The organism is Tritonibacter mobilis (assembly GCF_001681715.1).
Lineage (GTDB): Bacteria > Pseudomonadota > Alphaproteobacteria > Rhodobacterales > Rhodobacteraceae > Epibacterium > Epibacterium mobile.
The window spans coordinates 321,805-339,006 of the sequence record NZ_LNWY01000006.1; the positions used below are offsets into that span (position 1 = coordinate 321,805).

Genomic DNA, 17,202 nt, shown 5'->3' on the forward strand with positions numbered 1-17,202 from the left:
TCTAGCGGTGCAGGAAAAAAAGGAAAATATGGGCCTATTCTGTCGTGTTTGGGCCGGTGGTTATGGAAATGGGTTGGGATTTAGAACAGCATTCGCGGGGCACTGCAATACGCCGATCAAAGCTACTCATTCAGCTGTGTGAATTTGAACCTAGAATGATTGTCTGAAGGTGAGATGCGCGTTCAAGCGGCAGTGCTCTTACAGCTTTCTCAACCCCTCTCAGTTGAAACTGCTGATACTCTGCTTCTGATTGCGACAAACTGGCGGCCTCAAATACATCCCGCGAGACCAGAAGTTCGACCCCAAGCTCCTTGGTTTTTGCCTCAAGACGGCTGGCGGCATTTACTGTTGCACCGATCAATGTACGGGGGGCATGCCCTGCTGCGCCGATCTCTCCCAGAACAACGGTTCCCGTGTGCAGTCCCATACCGATGCGAATGGGGTCTTCGCCCTCAGAGACCAACAGCCGGTTAAACCGAGCCAATGACGCGCCGATATTTGCGGTGGCGGTCAAAGCGGCCTGTGCTGAGCTCGCGGTGTCATCTGTTTCGAACAAGGCCAATAACCCATCGCCCATGTATTTATCGACCGCGCCCCCGGCTTTGGTGACCTCTGGGACGATTGCGTCAAAGAACCGGTTCAAAAGGAAAACAACATCATACGGCAACAAATCCGCAGATCGCGCGGTAAAGCCGCGAATGTCGAGGAACAAGACCGCGATGGTTTTCTCCTCGCCCTGTGTGGCATGTATCTGGCGGCGCCCCTTGGGGGTGTAGAGACGCTTTACCGTCATTGCCGCGTTTGGTTTGATCTGGCAGGCAAGGCGCATATTGTCGGGCGCTTTGATCGCAGCCAGACTGCGCGCCTCTGCCGCATTTGGAGGCGGAAGCTCATCGCCGCCTGCCAGCACCATCACTCGACATGTCGTGCAACGTCCTTTGCCGCCGCAAAGGGAAGGGTGGGGGATGCCCTTCATTTGGGACATTTCCAAGAGCGTCAGCCCTCTGTCCGCGACAATTTCTGGACCGTTCTCATAGGTGATACGCACGGAACGCGTGCGGCGGATGAGGCGTCTCAAGCCAAAGGTTGCCAATGCCACAAACAACAGGGAGAAAAAGATGCAAACGCCGATATTGGTGACCGTTGCCAGATGTGCAAACCCAGCCGTATCAGGCCAGTTGTAATCCTCCATGATCTGTTGGGCGAAGCCCTGTTCTGCAAAAAATCCCCACATTCGTCGCCCTTCGGTCACCAGCCCGGCAAGCGCAAGGGTGGGCATAAGAACCGCAATACCGATCATGTAGGGAACCAGTGGCCCCCACCAACGGGTCAGGCGCAGCCACATATGGATACCAATGCATCCATGTATCCATACCGCCAGCAGCAGCAGATACTGATGTAAGGCTTCGGGGCCGGACCACAGCATCAACACAACGGAGGACATTTCGTCCTCATACCCCTGAACTCGGGCCGCGTAATTGGTGTGTACGATATGCTGGATCAGTTGCAGTGGGATCAGCACACCGAGGAGCAATTGCAGCCACTGTGTGAAGGCCATCCGCAAAGTGCGCCGCATCGCAACCTGCCAAAGCGCTAGACCCGCATGTACCAAGAGAGACCCGTAAAGGAGCACTTGACCGGGGGGGCTTTTGCTAATGGGTTCGCGAACCTCTTGCACTGCTTCCATCAAATCGGGCGAAACGAGGCCCGCCGCGACATTCAAGAAGTGAAAGAAGGCAAAGGTGAACAGCACAAGGCCGGAGATAAGCCGGCTGCGGTGGACCCAGTTTCCCTGCCAAAGTGCTTGTGTCACGCTTGATATGCCTCACGTCCGCGTTTCAGTGCCGTTATCTGCCATCTAAAGGTAAAACCCTCCTTGTGGCCCTCGCTATTCTTCTAGACGAGGTTCGGTGGCTCTTGGCCAAGGTTGGCAGGTGTTAATGCGACCCGAAAAGATGTCCGCGCTGAAAAATACAGCATGTGTCAAATCGGGTCGGGAGCGAGAGGAATATAGAATTCCATCTGCATTATGTGCGCGGGCTTGATCGCTAAAAGCCCAAGTTGGCGATGGCTGCCCGCTTTCGTGAACATCTTGCCACACCATCGAGGCGTCATTGTTGTGCGTGACATCCAGTAAGCTGGCATTGCGCACATCTAGCGCGAGGATCACCCGAGCGGGATCACGGGCGGTGACATATCGTTTGATCGCGACGCCACAGCCTTCTGCGGTGAGGGACGTGTATATCGCAAACTGACCAGAGTGGTGGAACCGCCCGGCAGGCGCGCGGGCGGCTTCAAATGGAGCGTTAGACTGGTCCGCGAACAAGATCCTCCAGACGGTGCCGGAGAATCTTACCAGTTCACTCCTGCTCGGCAAGGAAGCGTTCTGCATCAAGCGCGGCCATGCAGCCCATACCGGCAGAGGTGACAGCCTGACGGTATTTGTGGTCAGTCAGATCGCCTGCTGCAAAGATACCGGGGATTGAGGTCTCAGTCGTGCCGGGTTTTACCTTCACATAGCCGCCGTTATGGGTCTCCAGCACATCTTTGACCAACTCGGTTGCAGGGGCGTGACCGATGGCGACGAACACACCCTTGGCCGGGATCTCGGTGATCTCGCCGGTCTTGGTGTGTTTCACCCGCACGGCCTCAACGCCCAAGGGCGCATCGGTGCCGACCACTTCATCGAGTTCGTGGAACCACAGCGGCTCGATCTTTTCGTTTTTCATCAGCCGGTCGATCAGGATCTTTTCGGCGCGCAGCTCGTCGCGACGGTGGATCAGGGTGACCTTGGAGGCAAAGTTGATGAGGAACAGCGCTTCCTCGACGGCGGTGTTGCCGCCACCGATCACCACGATCTCCTGACCGCGATAGAAAAACCCGTCGCAGGTGGCGCAGGCGGAAACGCCAAAGCCCTTGAACTTCTCTTCCGAGGGTAGACCCAGCCATTTGGCGCGCGCGCCGGTGGCGAGGATCACTGCATCCGCGGTATAAGTGGTGCCGCTGTCACCCTTGGCCACAAACGGGCGGCTGGACGTGTCGAGTGAGGTGATGATGTCACCGATGATCTCGGTGCCCATGGCGCGGGCGTGGGATTCCATGTTGATCATGAGATCAGGACCCTGGATCTCGGTGTGACCGGGCCAGTTCTCCACCTCTGTGGTGGTGGTCAGCTGGCCGCCCGGCTCGATGCCCTGCACAAGGATCGGTTCCAGCATCGCGCGGCTGGCATATACGGCGGCCGTGTAGCCTGCTGGGCCGGAGCCGATGATAAGAACCTTTGTGTGGCGCGTTTCGCTCATGGTTTTTCCCCAGATGATTTGTGCTTGCGGTCTTGCCGCCGTCGGAGACTGCATATAACTGCGACGCGAGCATGCTTAAAGACCTTCGTTCGTTCTCGTCACAGGTGCGAGCGCGCTGAGGTGTGAATGGACACGCCCAAGCAGAGCGAAGCGCGCTACAAGAATGTTGCCAGTTTGTGAAATAATGTTGCGTGACAGCCCGTCTCTGCTATAAGAAACGCAATTTTCAGGAGAAAGCCACCCAATGGTCACCACACGTCTGGACCCGATTGACCGGAAGATTCTGTCGGAGCTGCAGGCCGATGGCCGGATGACGAATGTCGAACTGGCCAAGCGCGTCGGGATTTCTGCGCCGCCCTGTTTGCGCCGCGTACGCGCGCTTGAAGAAGCGGGATTGATCCGCGGCTATCATGCAGAAGTGAATGACCGTGAACTGGGCTTTGAGGTGCAGGTCTTTGCGATGGTCGGGCTGGAAAGCCAGGCCGAAGCTGAACTGAGCGCGTTTGAGGAAAAATGCCGCAGCTGGCCCTTGGTGCGCGAGTGTCACATGCTGAATGGCGAGGTCGATTTCATCCTGAAATGCGTGGCGCCAGACCTGTCGACGTTCCAAAGCTTTCTCACCAGCGATTTGCTGACCACGCCAAATGTGGCCAGTGTCAAAACATCGCTTGTCATCCGGGGCGCCAAGGATGAACCGGGTGTGCCGTTTGATGTGCTCGAAGAGCGGTTGTCGCGCGAAGCCTGAACAAGCCTCGCCGTAGCATTAGAACCCGTGATCAGGCCTGCGTCGTGCGGGCCCGATCAAAGGCAAGTGCACCGAAATCGGAGATCTTGTCCGCGTGCGGGAACATGTTCAAGAACAACGTCTTGATCGGATAGCTCACCAGCTTTAGCGCATCTGGGCCGGGATGGTAGGTTTCAAACTCAAGCCCGCCAACCTTGATAACCGCATGTTGCGCAACGCAGAGATGATACATGTCCACCGGTGCGGGGGGCGTGGTCTCGACGATGTTCATACCATCTATGAATTCCACCACCGGCGTCAGCAGGGGGCTATCGCCTTCGGCGTGCCGCAGGTGAATCGGCGTGCGCAAGAGTCGTGCCGAAGGCCCTGTCACCACACATGACATTGGTTTCTCCATGCCAAGACTGTCGGCCATGAAGCTGGTCAGCGAAAGCTGCGCCCCGGTGGCGGCCTTATGGCCGGGCACCATTGTGGTCATGCCCTTCCAGATCAATGGCTGGTAGCTGCCGTCCCGCGTCAGCACGCGGTCACCGGGATAGAGATCCTCAATTGCGACCGGGCCAAAGTCAGTTTCAATCAGTGAGCCACGTGTGAAAGCTGTAAAGGCTTGCTCAAACAGGGGCAGGGCCGGAGCAATGTGCCGGGTCTCAGCCGGGTTACCGTTTGGCAAAAGGCTTGCAACCTCATAGCGGCGTAGCTGTGGCTTGGACCCACCGGGCAACGCCTGAGCCTGCGGCATCAGTGGCTTGACTTTGGCTATGTTGGCGGCAGCGCGCTCTAATGACTGAGGTAAGGTCAAATTACCGGTCCTCTTTACTCTTGGCATGCGCTTCGGCCCCCACCGATGCACATACGCGTGACTTTATGCCCAATCTCGCGCCCTATCAGGATCTATTCCGATACGTGCAACCCGCAGAAAGTTGGACACGCGCATTTCAGATGCCTTAGCCAGAGGTTGGCTGGACTGGGTTATGAATCCTGCAGGGGAATCCCACAGGGATGCCGGATTCTCCGGCGGCCGCTCAAGACACGGTCTGAGACCGGTCAGGCGGATTTGGCGACAGAAACAGCCTTAATCGTTGCCTTCTGGCGCCGGGCAATCATGGCCTTGCGCGTTGCGCCGCGTGTCCATGGCATTTTCACATCCTGAGATTTGGAAGTCGAAACGATGGATTTCACGAAGCGTGATTGCGCGGGCATTCTTTGTCTCCTGTCCACCTGAGGCGGTGGTTGAATTCTTTCATGGAGACTGTTTTCGACGAACATTGAGGTCTGAATATGACCGATACATGGAAAGACGCGGAGCGGTCGGTATCAAAAGTATAGGAGCGGCAAGAGAATCTACGGGTTTGATTTTCATGCGTAAAAGGTGCTGGATGACGCAGGGGAAGGGGCGCTGGCGTGCAAACACACGTGGATTGTGGCGCAGTCAGGTGTGATTTGCCACAAATTGAATGGAATTTGCGCGCGTTTCAGACCTACAGGCGAATACAGGAAATCAACCGTCCGTAGTCCGCATCTTTTGCGTGCGTTGCGCGACGGTATGAATAAAAGCGCTCCGGGTCTGAATAAGTGCAGTGTCGCGTCCACTCACAGGCGTCGACCCCGGCACCGCGCAGCTTGGCGAGCCCAAGGCCCGGAAGGTCAAAGAGCATTCGATCGCCCTCGCCTTGGGCAAAGAAGCGGGCGTTTGCCTGATCCTGCGCTAGGAAGTCCTCGAAAAACTCTGGTCCGACTTCATACGCACGCTGAGAGATGGTCGGACCGATCACGGCGCGTATGCCGTCTCGTGTCGCGCCCAATGTGAGCATTGCGTCGACCGTGGCCTCTAGCACGCCATCGAGAGTACCACGCCAGCCTGCATGTGCAGCCCCAATCACTCCGGCTGAAGCGTCGGCAAAAAGCACAGGCTGACAGTCCGCCGTTAAGACAGAAAGCACCACATCCGGGTTCGTGGTCACCATTGCATCAACTTTGGGTCTTGGCGCGTCAGGATCTGTGGGCAGGGCATCAATCACAGCCACATCTGCCGAATGGACCTGATGCATACCCAAGAGCGCCCCAGTTGGCGCCCCCATCGCATCCGCAACACGGGCCCGGTTTAGCATGACAGCCTCGCGCTGGTCAGATGACCCAACCCCGCAGTTGAGACCCTCAAACACCCCCGAAGACGCCCCGCCTTTGCGGGTAAAAAAGCCGTGCGCAACGGGAGACAATAGAGCGGATTTGACGGATTCGAGTGTCATTTTTCCAGTCCTGCGGGGGGAGGGGATTGAGTGGGATAGAGGCCGAGCACTTTGAACAGGTTTCCCATTTCCTCCGGGTGCGTCAACCGTCGATGTGCAGAAACAATCTGGTCGAGCGGCGCGCCTTCTAGCCCGCTCGCGAGCGAGCGCGCACGCTCGGTGATGCCGAGCCGCTCCAGAAACACCCCCTGTGGTGTCAGGCGTGTGTGGGCACATCCCGAGATCCGTGCGGCATTACATATCGCTTCGAAATCTACATGTGCTGTCAGATCGGCTTGACCGGGGTCTTGCAGCGGGTCAGTGGGTGCGTGGGCGCGCAACGCCTGTAACGTGTCACCAAGTGAGCGCCAGTCACCGTAATCGACCACTAGGGCTGCGCCACCATGGTCGGCTATGCGCTGGGCGATGGCTTCGGTCACGACCGCGGCAATTTCGCAATGTTCAACCAGATCACCGTGTTTGGTGTCCTCGATCCGATGGGCAAGGGCAGGCTGCGGCGCGGCTGCACCAAGCCCAAGGGCCAAGGCGCTGGCATCATCAGTCAGCCCCACCCGCCGTTCGCGCCATTGGGTCTCGTCGCGCTGAAACTGTCGGATTGGCAATGCGTCGAAGAACTCATTGGCCACCAGAAAAAGTGGCTGTTGCGGCAGATCCTCAACCGATGGCAGCCAGCGCGGCGCGTAAGGCGCAAGCGCGATCTCTTGGAGGTTGCGCAGGCGCGGAGAGGCCTCAATGAGCGTCAGATCCATGGCGTCGTGAAAACCCGGCACCGCGCGTGTTGCACGCAGCATATCTGCCATCAGTGTTCCGCGACCGGGACCAAGCTCCGCCAGTGTAAATGGCGCTGGGCTACCCTGATCAAGCCACGCCTGAACCAGCGCGAGACCCAATAGTTCGCCAAACATCTGACTGATTTCCGGCGCAGTGATGAAGTCACCTTCCGCACCGATTGCGGTGGCCGTCGTGTAATACCCGTGCTCGGGGTGGAGCAGGCATTCAGACATATACTCAGCCACGCTCATCGGGCCGTCGAGATGAATGCGGCGGCGCAGTGTGTCCATGAGGCTCATGCGCGGGACTCTGTCGTGGCCGCGTGGCGTGCACGTAGGATGAACCAAAGACCCAGAGCAATCATCGGCACTGAGAGAGCCTGACCCTGAGTGAGCCCGTAGCCGCCGATCTGCCACGCCAGACCCAGAGGGTTACCGTCAGAGATGAACTGCGCGTCAGGTTGGCGAAAAAACTCAACAATGAACCGTGCGATACCGTACCCTGCAAGGAAGGTGCCAAGAATGCGGCCCGGCGCATGAAACGCGTTGCGGCGATAGACCATCCAAAGGATGAGTGCGCCGAGGATCAGCCCTTCCATCGCGGCTTCATAGAGCTGGCTGGGGTGGCGTGCGCAGATTTCGCCCAAGGCTTGGCCGCAGTCCTGTGCAGCGCGCCCCGGGAAGGCCACACCCCATGGCAAATCAGTGGCGCGGCCCCAGAGTTCGGCATTGACGAAGTTTGCAAGCCGCCCAAGCAGCAAGCCCGGCGCAACGGTGTGGGCGACCAGATCGGCAATTTGCAGTTTGTCGATATTCTGCGCGCGGGCATAGAGCCATGTGGCCACCACAACTCCCAGAAGACCGCCATGAAAGGCCATGCCGCCTTCCCAGATGCGTAGGATCTGTGCGGGATTTTCTAGATAGACAGAGGGCTGATAGAACAGGACATACCCGAGGCGGCCACCAAGGATCACACTGAGGATAATCCAGGTCATCAGGTCCTCGACCTGACGGGGCGTCATCGGCGCCGCTTCATTGGGCCAAAGTGCAGGGCGTTTGACGGCGCGCGCAGCCAGATGCCACGCGATCAGGATGCCTGCGATATAGGCCAGCGCATACCAGCGCAGCGCAAATTCCGTCCCGAATAGGGAGATGGAAAATATCTCCGGCGACAGGTTTGGGAATTGGATCATTTCTGCCAGCATGGGGTCCTCTGTGCCTCTTTGGGGCAAGTCCTGTCAACGGCTTGCCGTTTGCGCCTCAAGTGCCCATATAGGGGGTAAGCCTCACGTAGGTAAGACATGAACCGGGAGATGGCCATGCAGACCCGCAACAAGATTATGGATGATATTTCGCAATTGATGACCAATGCCATGGGCGTGGCGCAAGGCGCGAAGGATGAAGCCGAAACAGCGATGAAAAGCATGATTGATCGCTGGCTCGCGGATCGCGATTTTGTGACCCGTGAGGAGTTCGATGCGGTGCGTGCCATGGCACAAAAGGCCCGCGAAGAAAACGAGACGCTGAAAGCCCGTCTGGACGCGCTGGAAGCCAAGTCAAACTAAGGCTGATTTCGCGCGCCGTACAGGCACTGGCGGTGTCAGTGTTTTGAATGCGTGCGCTGCTCAATGGGAAAAGGGATGCGTTCACGCATCCCTTTTTCAGTTTGAGCCACTGTCGGAGACTGCGCTCCGACAGTGGCGCTGACGCCCGGGGCCGTTGGACTGACCCAATAGTGAGCTGGGAGAGATCTCCGGCTCCCGTCGCAAGATTCGAATGGTTAACGGCGCAAAGAGTGAAATCTCGTGAGACCAGGCGATGGGTCTGGCCCGCCAGCTCCTATCCCGGGCCGCCAGTGTAAGCGGTTCGGGTAACGCTCTTATGTCAGCTTAACGCAACAACGATATTTTGCACGTTTTTTCCAGTCATCCACAACTTATTGCAGTTGTCCCCAAATAAAGGGTTGCCAGATGCGGACGGCAGGATCACCATATTTAGTAGGGAACGGGGGAACTCGCCCCGTCCTTAGATCAGACAGCTAGCATTAGGGGCGCATCGGGGCTCCGTAAGCTAGAGACCAGAGAGGTGGCATCATGGCACTTTCCGAGCACGAGCTGCAGGACGACCTTCACCCCATCGATATCGTCGAGAACCTCGCCTCCCATCATGACTGGGATTTCGACCGGATCGCCGACGACCAGATCGCGATGGCGGTCGAAGGGCAGTGGCGCACTTACTCGTTGACCCTTGCTTGGTCTGATTACGACGAGACCCTGCGCTTGGTGTGTAGCTTTGAGATGGAGCCGCCAGAGGCGAAAGTGCCGCAGCTTTATGAGCTGATCAATCACATGAATGATCAGTGCTGGGCCGGGGCGTTCAGCTACTGGCCGGAACATAAGCTGATGCTGTATCGCTATGGGCTGGTGCTTTCGGGCGGGCAGATGGCCACTCCGGAACAGGTGGATGCCATTGTGCAGGCCGCTGTCAGCAATTGCGAGCGCTACTACCCTGCAATCCAGTTGATGGTATGGGGCGAGCGTCCCGCGAAAGAAGCGATGCAGGTCGCCATTGCAGAGGCCTACGGCCGGGCGTAAGTCTTACCCCCATCGACCGGTCGCAGACTGGCAGCAACCAACAGGACAGATGGGGGATATCATGGATATAGAACAGATCGCAGCGCGAGGGCTGGTTCTTTTGGGCTGCGGTAAGATGGGGTCGGCCATGCTGAAGGGCTGGCTGGAACGAGGACTGCCACGCGAAGCGGTCTTTGTAATGGACCCCAATCCCTCCGAGTGGTTGAAAGGAACCGGTGTTCATATCAACGCCGAGGTGCCAGAGCAGCCTGCGATTGTGCTGGTTGCCGTGAAACCGCAGGTCATGGGGGCGGCGCTGCCGTCTGCGAAATCCTATGGCGGTGGTGGGACGCAGTTTATCTCTGTGGCGGCAGGCACGTCGATTGCAACCTTTGAAACGATGCTCGGGGAGGGAACGCCGATTGTCCGCGCCATGCCCAACACACCCGCGGCGGTCGGTCGCGGGATTACGGCTTTGATCGGAAACGCGCATGTGGATGAGACGAAGTTGGCTCAGGCCGAGGCTTTGCTGCAAGCTGTGGGGCAGACTGTGCGTCTTGAGCATGAGGGTCAAATGGATGCAGTGACCGGCGTCAGTGGCTCTGGGCCTGCCTATGTGTTTCATATGATTGAGACATTGGCAGCAGCAGGTGTGGCGCGGGGGCTCTCTGAGGAGCTTGCGATGCAATTGGCAAAAGCGACGGTTGCGGGCGCGGGCGCGCTTGCGGAGGCCGCAGATGAGGACCCAAGCCAGCTGCGGGTCAATGTGACCAGCCCGAATGGGACCACGCAGGCGGCGCTCGAGGTTTTGATGGATGAAAACACAGGCTTCCCGCCGCTGCTCAAGCGCGCGGTTGAGGCTGCCGCGAAGCGTTCGGAGGAATTGTCCCGTGGCTGAGATTTCTTTTGATGACTTTCTCAAGGTCGATGTGCGTGTGGGCACGGTGGTGCGGGCAGAACCCTATCCGGAGGCCCGCAGGCCTGCGATCAAGATGTGGATCGATTTTGGCGATGAGATTGGCGAGCGAAAATCCTCGGCTCAAGTGACGGCGCATTACACGCCCGAGGCTTTGGTCGGAAAACAGGTGATGGCAGTGGTGAACTTCCCACCACGCCAGATCGGAAAATTCATGTCAGAGGTTCTCGTGCTGGGTCTGCCGGATGAGAGTGGCGAGATCGTATTGATCGGCCCGGATGGTGATGTTCCGGTTGATGTGCCAACCGGTGGGCGGATGCACTGATGGGCACGCATGCAAATGGACGTGTTCTGATCGCGCGGCCGATGACCTCAGCTGTTGAAGCGCGCGCACGGTCAGAATTTGATGTGGAGTTCCGCCAGAGCACACAACCGATGAGCCGTGAGGAGATGATTGCGAGCCTTCGAGATTTCGACGTGGTGGTGCCGACATTGGGGGATGCCTTTAGCGCTGCGATATTTGCAGAGGTTCCAAAACCGCGTTGCCGGTTGCTGGCAAACTTCGGGGTTGGTTTTAATCACATCGACGCGGTTGCGGCACGTGCGGCTGGGATCGAAGTGAGCAACACGCCCGGTGCGGTTACGGATGCCACGGCGGATATTGCCCTGACGCTAATGCTGATGACCGCCCGCCGCGCTGCCGAGGGAGAGCGGTTGGTGCGGTCTGGCCAGTGGCAGGGCTGGCACCCGACGCAGATGTTGGGTCTGCACCTGTCTGGTAAACGGCTTGGGGTCGTTGGATTGGGGCGGATAGGTAATGCGATCGCGCGCCGGGCACATTTCGGCTTTGGGATGGAGATTTCCTATCTGGCACGCAGCGATAAAACGACGGATTACCCGGCTGTTCGTGCGGAAAGCCTGATCGCCTTGGCGGCGTCAATTGATATGTTGGTGGTGGCCGTTCCCGGTGGTGCAGGAACGCATCATTTGATCAACGCAGAGGTGTTGAGTGCGATGCGCTCTCATGCGCATTTGGTCAATATTGCCCGTGGGGAAGTGGTGGATGAAGCGGCACTGATTGCTGCGCTACAAACCGGTCAGATCGCTGGGGCGGGTCTTGATGTCTATGAGTTTGAGCCCCACGTGCCGCAAGCATTGCGGGCCTTGGAAAATGTCACCTTGCTGCCGCATCTGGGCACCGCGACAGAAGAGGTGCGCAGTGCCATGGGGCATATGGCGCTGGACAATGTCGCAGCCGCCCTGCGGGGAGAGGCTGTTCCCAATCCGGTTTGAATCTGTTGTCCTGACGCCTGTCACATGAGGGGCGCTGCCCCTCTGGGCCCTATGGGGCCCATTCACCCCGGGATATTTTGGGTTAGAAGAATGGCCTAGCTGCCGTCTGATGACGCTGGGAGATCGCCCATTGCAGCGCGCCAGTGGCGGCGGCAGAGTGAGACGTAGGTTTCATTGCCGCCGATCTGAACCTGATCGCCTTCGGTCAACACATTGCCCTGATCGTCTTGGCGGACCACCATCGTGGCTTTCTTTCCGCAATGACAAATGGTGCGGACTTCTCGCATTTCGTCCGCCAGCGCCAGCAGGGTGGCGGAACCGGGAAAGAGGTTGCCTTGAAAATCGACCCTGAGACCAAAAGCCAGCACCGGAACACGCAGATCATCTACCACACGGGCCAGTTGCCAGACCTGTTCGCGGGTCAGGAACTGGGCCTCATCGACAAAAATCGCAGCAACGGATCCCTGTTTCAGGCGGTTCGCGATTTTCTCAAACAGGTTGTCTTCTGCGGCGAAGATGTCCGCCTCGGCGCTGATGCCGATACGAGATGCAATCCGACCGGTGCCCGCGCGGTCATCGACGCGCGCGGTGAGCAGGTAGGTCTGCATTTTGTTTTCGCGATAGTTGTGAGACGCCTGCAGCAGAACCGTGGATTTGCCCGCATTCATCGTGGAATAGTTAAAATAGAGCTTGGCCATGGGCAGGGTCTAACCGCATCGCAAGCTTTAGAAAAGATGAAAGCTCTGATGTGCTGGGCCGTTGCTGGGCGAGGGGGCGTTGCCGCAACGTCATCGCGCCGGTTGCAGTGCTCGGTTCGGTCAAAAAACGCATTGAGGAGCAGAGTGTGACCTTAATGTGGTCACGCAATTATCACATATTCGTGTGGTGTGACGCCCCCAAAGGATAGAGTGCAGTCCAGAACGCCAAGCGCTTAATACTGAAATGCTTTTTGTCCTTTGGGGGACATCAGATCGGGCAGACCAATTGCCTCTTTAAAAAGACCGATCACTCACTCACAGGGCCGGCCCTTTAGATCCAGCGTGACCGATACACACACTCACACCACTCTTGAAAATCAAGCCGTCACGCCGGGTCTGGCAAAGATATGGCAATTCGGGTAAGCAAACTTAATGGGAAATTAATCGCGAGGTTCCCCGATGCGTATGCGCGGGGACATCCACTTGGGTAAAAGAGCATTATGGCGGATATCGGGACGTATCTGAAGAAGCATACCGAAGCACTTGTGAAGGATGTGGGGATCGAGGCCGCCTGCCAGATCACCGGAAAATCAAAAGCCACATTAGGGCGCTATTATTCTGAGAATTCGGAGCATGCCGACAGGTTCATCCCGGTCGATGCAGTTGCAAAACTCGAAGGGGCTGCGTCATTTCCGCATGTCACTTCTGCGCTTGCGGATCTGAAAAATATCACGCTGTCATACGCGTCTGGTGAGAAGGGTGCCGTGTCACGCCCCGGCGGTGTAAACACAGATGTTATCGCATTGAGCCGACGTTTTGCGCAGCTGATGAGCGAGTATCAAGATGCGATCGCGGATGGCATTATTACTGTGAACGAGGCCAAACGCCTGTTGAAGGAAACGGTTTTGTTGCAGCAGGTGCTTTTGGATATGAAGCTGCATCTGGAAGAAGAGAGTGGCTGAAACGGCTGGTCTCATGCCTGTGGACCTCGATGATCTACCAGAAATCGTAGACGGTGCGTTGCATCCTATTGATGTAGATTTGTTGGCTGCACCTGACGACCCGCGTCATCCGCCGCGCATTCTGCTGCTTTATGGCTCACTGCGCGAGGTTAGTTATTCGCGAAAGGCAGCTGAGGAGGCCGCGCGCGTGCTGCGGGCCTTAGGCTGTGAAACACGGGCTTTCGACCCTTCTGGTTTGCCGTTGGTTGATGACGAAGGCGCGGGAGACCATCCCAAGGTCCAGGAATTGCGCAGTCTTGCGCTTTGGTCCGAAGGGATGGTCTGGTCCAGTCCAGAGCGTCACGGCGCGATGACAGGGATCATGAAGCTGCAGATTGACTGGTTGCCTCTTGCTCCATTGGGCGGCATTCGACCAACGCAGGGCAAGACGCTTGCGGTGATGCAGGTTTGTGGCGGCTCGCAGAGTTTCAACGCGGTCAATCAGATGCGCATTCTGGGCCGCTGGATGCGCATGGTCACGATCCCCAACCAATCGTCCATACCCAAGGCCTGGCTTGAGTTTGCCGAGGGGGATCGGCTGCCTGAGGGGGCCTATTACCGCCGGATCGTTGATGTGATGGAGGAGTTGGTGAAATTCACGTGGCTCACACGTGGACGCAGCGCTTATCTGACGGATCGCTATTCCGAGCGTGTGGAGACTGTTGAGGCCGTTCACGCACGTGTGTCGAAGACCAGCTGAGGCACATTAAGAGCCTGATGTGATTAAGCGGTGCGCGCCCTGACCGGGCGCGCGCTTTTTTGTTGGGGAGTGGCGTCAGGATTTGCGGCGCAGAAGGACAGAGCCGACAGAATACCCTGCGCCGAAAGAGCAGATCAGGCCGGTCTCACCATCCACCAATTCGTCCGAATATTGCGAGAAGGCGATGATTGATCCAGCAGATGAGGTATTCGCATAGTCTTGCAGGATGTTGGGTTGCTCTTTTGGTTCTGGGGTGCGTCCCAAAACCTTTTTGCCAATGAAATCATTCATGGTTTTATTGGCTTGGTGCAGCCAAAGGCGTTTGAGATCCGTGGCTTCCACACCTTCTGCCGCCATATGGTCGGCGATGTGCTGGCTGACCATGGGCAACACTTCCTTAAACACTTTGCGACCGTTTTGCATGAATTGCATATCACGACGGTCGGCCACCCCATCCGGGCGGGAGCGGCGCAAATAGCCGTTGTTGTTGCGGATGTTGTTGGAAAACTCGGTGGCGCAGCGCGTTGAGAGGATCTCGAAATGCGCGCCAGTGGCGTCTTGGCTCCGCTCAATCAGCGTCGCGGTGGCCACATCACCAAAGATAAAGTGGCAATCTCGGTCGCGCCATTCCAGGTGCCCAGAGCAGATTTCTGGGTTTACGACCAATGCCGCGCGGATGGAGCCGGAGCGGATCATATCCGCGGCAGCCTGAATGCCAAAGGTTGCTGAGGAACAAGCGACATTCATATCAAATGCAAAGCCGTTGATACCCAACAGCTGTTGGATCTCAATGGCGACGGCGGGATAGGCGCGCTCCATATTGGAAGCTGCGCAAATCACCAGATCGATGTCTGCGGCAGTCTTCCCGGCCTGCGCCAGCGCTTTTTGGGCGGCATCAACGGCCATTTCCGCCATGATGCCAGGCTCGTCATCGCTGCGCTGTCGCAACTGCGGGTGCATGATTTCAGGGTCAAGCACACCGGTTTTATCCATGACAAAGCGGTTCTCGATACCGGAGGCTTTGAGGATAAACTCCTCGGAAGAATACTGGAGGGGCTCGCGTTCACCGGCGGCGATGGCCTCGGCATGCTTTGCGTTCTGCAGGTCCACATAGGCGTTGAAGGCCTTGACCAGTTCTGCGTTGGTGATGCGTTCGGATGGGGTGTAGACCCCGGTGCCGGTAATGGCAGCTGTGTACATTTTAACGTCCCAGGTCGCGGGCCCACTGTTCGGGCCTTGTCTCAAGGTGGCGCATATAGGGCCCGTTTCAACACTCAAGGTCAAGGGCAGCATCGTAACCTGGCCTGCATGCCCTTGGGGCAGTTGGATGTGTTTTTGAGGAAATTTCCGCGAAAAACCGGACATGTACCTTTAAATACTTCACGCGGTGAACTATTTGGCGTGCAGGAGTCGAGATATGACCACTGAACATTCAGATATTTGGGAACTTTACACGCCGGAAGTGCAGGCCATGATGGGGGTCTTTGCACTGCACTGGCAGTTGGAGCAACGTCTGAATGATGTCTGTCTTGAGGGGCAGCTGGGGCGCTCTGAGCACCAGTTGCTGCTTATCCTCGCGCGGCCTCGCCGCATGGGGGAACTGGCACGGCTGACGCGCAAGACGCCGTCTGCAATGACAGCAGCTGCGGCTGTGCTGGAGCAACTAGGTCTGATCCACCGGGTGAGGGACCCCGGTGATGGCAGAGCATGGTTGTTGGAACTGACGAATGAGGGACGCAAGCGTCGAGAGCAATTGGTCGATGCGGCATCCGGGATATTTTACGAAACATCGGGCCTGACGCGGGATGAAGCGGAAATCCTCGCCCGGCTCGCACAAAAAATTCACAATAAGGCCGTTCAGTCGGGCGCTGTGGGACCCTGTGAAGGAGATCAGACATGACAATGTTATCTATCCGGGCTGTGATGCTTGGGGTGGTTCTTGCGGGGCCACTGGCAGCGCAGGCGCAGGATGAAACGCTAGACAAGGAACTGCTAAAGCCGGTCAAATTGATGACCGCCGATGGGGGATCAGCCCCGCTGGAGCGGCGGTTCTTTGGTCAGGTCGCAGCGAAAGAAACGGTTGATCTGGCCTTTCAGGTGGGCGGTCAGGTTCTGGAACTGCCGGTGACCGAAGGTGATGTCATCCCGGAAGGCGGATTGATTTCGCAGCTTGATCTGGAGACGTTCAAACTGCAGCTTGAGCAGGCGGTTTTGAACAAGCAGCAGGCAGATCGGAACAAGGAGCGCAACGCGCGTCTTGCGGGCACTGTGAGCCAAGTGGCGATTGAAGACGCCGAAACTGCGGCTGGTCTTGCCGAAGTCGCGCTTCGCACCGCGCAAACCAATCTCGATCATGCCACGCTCTATGCGCCTTTTGATGCGCTTGTTGCACGGCGTGAGGTTGCGCAATTCTCGACCGTTTCTGCAGGCACCCCCATTGCGCGCCTTCATGACATGTCAGAGCTGCACGTGGAAATCGACGTTCCTGAACTACTGTTCCAAAAGGCCAATGAGAGCGATGCCTTTGAAATCGTGGCGACCTTTCCCGGTAGCAAGAATGAGTATCCGCTTGAGATCCTCGAATATGTCGCAGAGGCCTCTGCGGTGGGGCAAACCTACCGGGTGACCCTTTCGATGGAGCCGCCAGAAGACCGCCATATTCTACCGGGCGCGTCGACCACCGTGAGTGTGCGCGTCATGACAGGGCTGCACCGCATTGCATTGCCTGCGACGGCCATTGTGACAACACCAGAGGGTGTGACAGGGGTTATGATTTTCACCCCGACAGGTGCCGATGCGGGCGCGGTCACATGGACGGAGGTCGAAATCGAACCCAACCAGTTTGGCACCTTTGATGTGCTGTCGGGTGTAAACGATGGTGACGAGGTTGTTCTGACCGGGGGCGCTGCGCTCAAGGATGGGCAAGCCGTACGTCGCTTTGTCGGCTTCAGCAACTGA

20 protein-coding genes are annotated in these 17,202 nt (G+C 57.6%); 10 read left to right on the forward strand and 10 right to left on the reverse strand.

All coding sequences use genetic code 11. From position 1 onward, the window contains the following. Positions 1-130 precede the first annotated feature (130 nt). The 3 genes from UB90_RS08365 to trxB form a co-directional block, all read right to left on the reverse strand. Positions 131-1,813, reverse strand: a complete 1,683-nt coding sequence (locus UB90_RS08365) for an adenylate/guanylate cyclase domain-containing protein (RefSeq protein ID WP_065324459.1) — start codon at positions 1,811-1,813, stop codon at positions 131-133. Between the two features lie 75 nt (positions 1,814-1,888). Next, entirely contained in the window at positions 1,889-2,392 is a 504-nt protein-coding gene (locus UB90_RS22425; protein ID WP_081285545.1) for an RES family NAD+ phosphorylase, read from the reverse strand. Next, a complete protein-coding gene (gene trxB / locus UB90_RS08370; protein ID WP_065324460.1) occupies positions 2,361-3,302 on the reverse strand; it encodes a thioredoxin-disulfide reductase in 942 nt (313 codons plus the stop codon). Before trxB ends, UB90_RS22425 begins: the two co-directional genes overlap by 32 nt. A 244-nt stretch (positions 3,303-3,546) precedes the next feature. Here trxB and UB90_RS08375 point away from each other — a divergent pair, with 244 nt between their 5' ends. Next, positions 3,547-4,047, forward strand: coding sequence for an Lrp/AsnC family transcriptional regulator (locus tag UB90_RS08375; RefSeq protein WP_005616514.1), 501 nt, complete (start codon positions 3,547-3,549; stop codon positions 4,045-4,047). A 31-nt stretch (positions 4,048-4,078) separates the two neighbouring features. Here UB90_RS08375 and UB90_RS08380 read toward each other — a convergent pair whose 3' ends face one another. The 5 genes from UB90_RS08380 to lgt form a co-directional block, all read right to left on the reverse strand. Then, positions 4,079-4,846, reverse strand: coding sequence for a Hint domain-containing protein (locus UB90_RS08380; RefSeq protein ID WP_227512057.1), 768 nt, complete (start codon positions 4,844-4,846; stop codon positions 4,079-4,081). A 245-nt stretch (positions 4,847-5,091) separates the two neighbouring features. After that, entirely contained in the window at positions 5,092-5,247 is a 156-nt protein-coding gene (locus UB90_RS22915) for a hypothetical protein (protein WP_165610548.1), read from the reverse strand. 278 nt (positions 5,248-5,525) lie between these two features. Continuing rightward, a complete protein-coding gene (gene pgeF / locus UB90_RS08385) occupies positions 5,526-6,293 on the reverse strand; it encodes a peptidoglycan editing factor PgeF (RefSeq protein ID WP_065324462.1) in 768 nt (255 codons plus the stop codon). Further along, entirely contained in the window at positions 6,290-7,363 is a 1,074-nt protein-coding gene (locus UB90_RS08390) for a class I SAM-dependent methyltransferase (protein WP_065324463.1), read from the reverse strand. The genes pgeF and UB90_RS08390 overlap by 4 nt, the downstream gene beginning before the upstream one ends. Then, the gene (lgt, locus tag UB90_RS08395) at positions 7,360-8,268 is read right to left on the reverse strand and encodes a prolipoprotein diacylglyceryl transferase (protein ID WP_065324464.1); all 909 of its coding nucleotides are present in this window, start codon (positions 8,266-8,268) and stop codon (positions 7,360-7,362) included. Before lgt ends, UB90_RS08390 begins: the two co-directional genes overlap by 4 nt. Before the next feature lie 114 nt (positions 8,269-8,382). Between lgt and UB90_RS08400 the strand changes: the two genes are divergently transcribed. The 5 genes from UB90_RS08400 (at position 8,383) to UB90_RS08420 (ending at position 11,845) form a co-directional block, all read left to right on the forward strand. Then, positions 8,383-8,628: an accessory factor UbiK family protein gene (locus UB90_RS08400; protein WP_005616501.1), complete on the forward strand. Its 246-nt coding sequence runs from the start codon at positions 8,383-8,385 to the stop codon at positions 8,626-8,628. A 528-nt stretch (positions 8,629-9,156) separates the two neighbouring features. Next, complete coding sequence (locus UB90_RS08405) at positions 9,157-9,657, forward strand: type III secretion system chaperone family protein (protein ID WP_005616499.1); 501 nt, start codon at positions 9,157-9,159, stop codon at positions 9,655-9,657. A 61-nt stretch (positions 9,658-9,718) separates the two neighbouring features. Further along, a complete protein-coding gene (gene proC, locus UB90_RS08410) occupies positions 9,719-10,534 on the forward strand; it encodes a pyrroline-5-carboxylate reductase (protein WP_065324505.1) in 816 nt (271 codons plus the stop codon). Then, on the forward strand, positions 10,527-10,877 hold the full coding sequence (locus tag UB90_RS08415) for a tRNA-binding protein (protein WP_065324465.1): 351 nt from the start codon (positions 10,527-10,529) through the stop codon (positions 10,875-10,877). Before proC ends, UB90_RS08415 begins: the two co-directional genes overlap by 8 nt. After that, entirely contained in the window at positions 10,877-11,845 is a 969-nt protein-coding gene (locus UB90_RS08420; protein ID WP_065324466.1) for a 2-hydroxyacid dehydrogenase, read from the forward strand. The genes UB90_RS08415 and UB90_RS08420 overlap by 1 nt, the downstream gene beginning before the upstream one ends. 95 nt (positions 11,846-11,940) lie before the next feature. Here the strand turns inward: UB90_RS08420 and UB90_RS08425 are convergent, their stop codons facing one another. Beyond that, positions 11,941-12,543, reverse strand: coding sequence for a thymidine kinase (locus UB90_RS08425; RefSeq protein ID WP_065324467.1), 603 nt, complete (start codon positions 12,541-12,543; stop codon positions 11,941-11,943). A 500-nt stretch (positions 12,544-13,043) separates the two neighbouring features. Between UB90_RS08425 and UB90_RS08430 the strand changes: the two genes are divergently transcribed. Then, positions 13,044-13,505 (forward strand): hypothetical protein, encoded by a 462-nt coding sequence (locus UB90_RS08430; protein WP_005616493.1) that lies wholly within the window; start codon positions 13,044-13,046, stop codon positions 13,503-13,505. Positions 13,506-13,518: 13 nt separating this feature from the next. Further along, positions 13,519-14,244: an arsenical resistance protein ArsH gene (gene arsH, locus UB90_RS08435; protein ID WP_065324506.1), complete on the forward strand. Its 726-nt coding sequence runs from the start codon at positions 13,519-13,521 to the stop codon at positions 14,242-14,244. Positions 14,245-14,319: 75 nt separating this feature from the next. On the opposite strand, the gene UB90_RS08440 is transcribed toward arsH, so the two are convergent. Continuing rightward, entirely contained in the window at positions 14,320-15,444 is a 1,125-nt protein-coding gene (locus UB90_RS08440; protein WP_065324468.1) for a beta-ketoacyl-ACP synthase III, read from the reverse strand. A gap of 217 nt (positions 15,445-15,661) precedes the next feature. On the opposite strand from UB90_RS08440, the gene UB90_RS08445 reads away from it, so the two are divergent. Then, positions 15,662-16,144, forward strand: a complete 483-nt coding sequence (locus UB90_RS08445) for a MarR family winged helix-turn-helix transcriptional regulator (protein ID WP_005616486.1) — start codon at positions 15,662-15,664, stop codon at positions 16,142-16,144. After that, positions 16,141-17,202, forward strand: coding sequence for an efflux RND transporter periplasmic adaptor subunit (locus tag UB90_RS08450; protein WP_009178680.1), 1,062 nt, complete (start codon positions 16,141-16,143; stop codon positions 17,200-17,202). The genes UB90_RS08445 and UB90_RS08450 overlap by 4 nt, the downstream gene beginning before the upstream one ends.

Excerpts from the sequence above, each read along its gene's own strand:
- UB90_RS08420 (WP_065324466.1), top strand. The coding sequence starts at position 10,877 with ATGGGCACGCATGCAAATGGACGTGTTCTGATCGCGCGGCCGATGACC.
- lgt (WP_065324464.1), bottom strand. The coding sequence starts at position 8,268 with ATGCTGGCAGAAATGATCCAATTCCCAAACCTGTCGCCGGAGATATTT.
- UB90_RS22425 (WP_081285545.1), bottom strand. The coding sequence starts at position 2,392 with ATGCAGAACGCTTCCTTGCCGAGCAGGAGTGAACTGGTAAGATTCTCC.
- UB90_RS08425 (WP_065324467.1), bottom strand. The coding sequence starts at position 12,543 with ATGGCCAAGCTCTATTTTAACTATTCCACGATGAATGCGGGCAAATCC.
- UB90_RS08445 (WP_005616486.1), top strand. The coding sequence starts at position 15,662 with ATGACCACTGAACATTCAGATATTTGGGAACTTTACACGCCGGAAGTG.
- trxB (WP_065324460.1), bottom strand. The coding sequence starts at position 3,302 with ATGAGCGAAACGCGCCACACAAAGGTTCTTATCATCGGCTCCGGCCCA.
- pgeF (WP_065324462.1), bottom strand. The coding sequence starts at position 6,293 with ATGACACTCGAATCCGTCAAATCCGCTCTATTGTCTCCCGTTGCGCAC.
- arsH (WP_065324506.1), top strand. The coding sequence starts at position 13,519 with ATGCCTGTGGACCTCGATGATCTACCAGAAATCGTAGACGGTGCGTTG.
- UB90_RS08400 (WP_005616501.1), top strand. The coding sequence starts at position 8,383 with ATGCAGACCCGCAACAAGATTATGGATGATATTTCGCAATTGATGACC.
- UB90_RS08440 (WP_065324468.1), bottom strand. The coding sequence starts at position 15,444 with ATGTACACAGCTGCCATTACCGGCACCGGGGTCTACACCCCATCCGAA.
- UB90_RS08450 (WP_009178680.1), top strand. The coding sequence starts at position 16,141 with ATGACAATGTTATCTATCCGGGCTGTGATGCTTGGGGTGGTTCTTGCG.
- UB90_RS08375 (WP_005616514.1), top strand. The coding sequence starts at position 3,547 with ATGGTCACCACACGTCTGGACCCGATTGACCGGAAGATTCTGTCGGAG.
- proC (WP_065324505.1), top strand. The coding sequence starts at position 9,719 with ATGGATATAGAACAGATCGCAGCGCGAGGGCTGGTTCTTTTGGGCTGC.
- UB90_RS08390 (WP_065324463.1), bottom strand. The coding sequence starts at position 7,363 with ATGAGCCTCATGGACACACTGCGCCGCCGCATTCATCTCGACGGCCCG.
- UB90_RS22915 (WP_165610548.1), bottom strand. The coding sequence starts at position 5,247 with ATGCCCGCGCAATCACGCTTCGTGAAATCCATCGTTTCGACTTCCAAA.
- UB90_RS08430 (WP_005616493.1), top strand. The coding sequence starts at position 13,044 with ATGGCGGATATCGGGACGTATCTGAAGAAGCATACCGAAGCACTTGTG.
- UB90_RS08405 (WP_005616499.1), top strand. The coding sequence starts at position 9,157 with ATGGCACTTTCCGAGCACGAGCTGCAGGACGACCTTCACCCCATCGAT.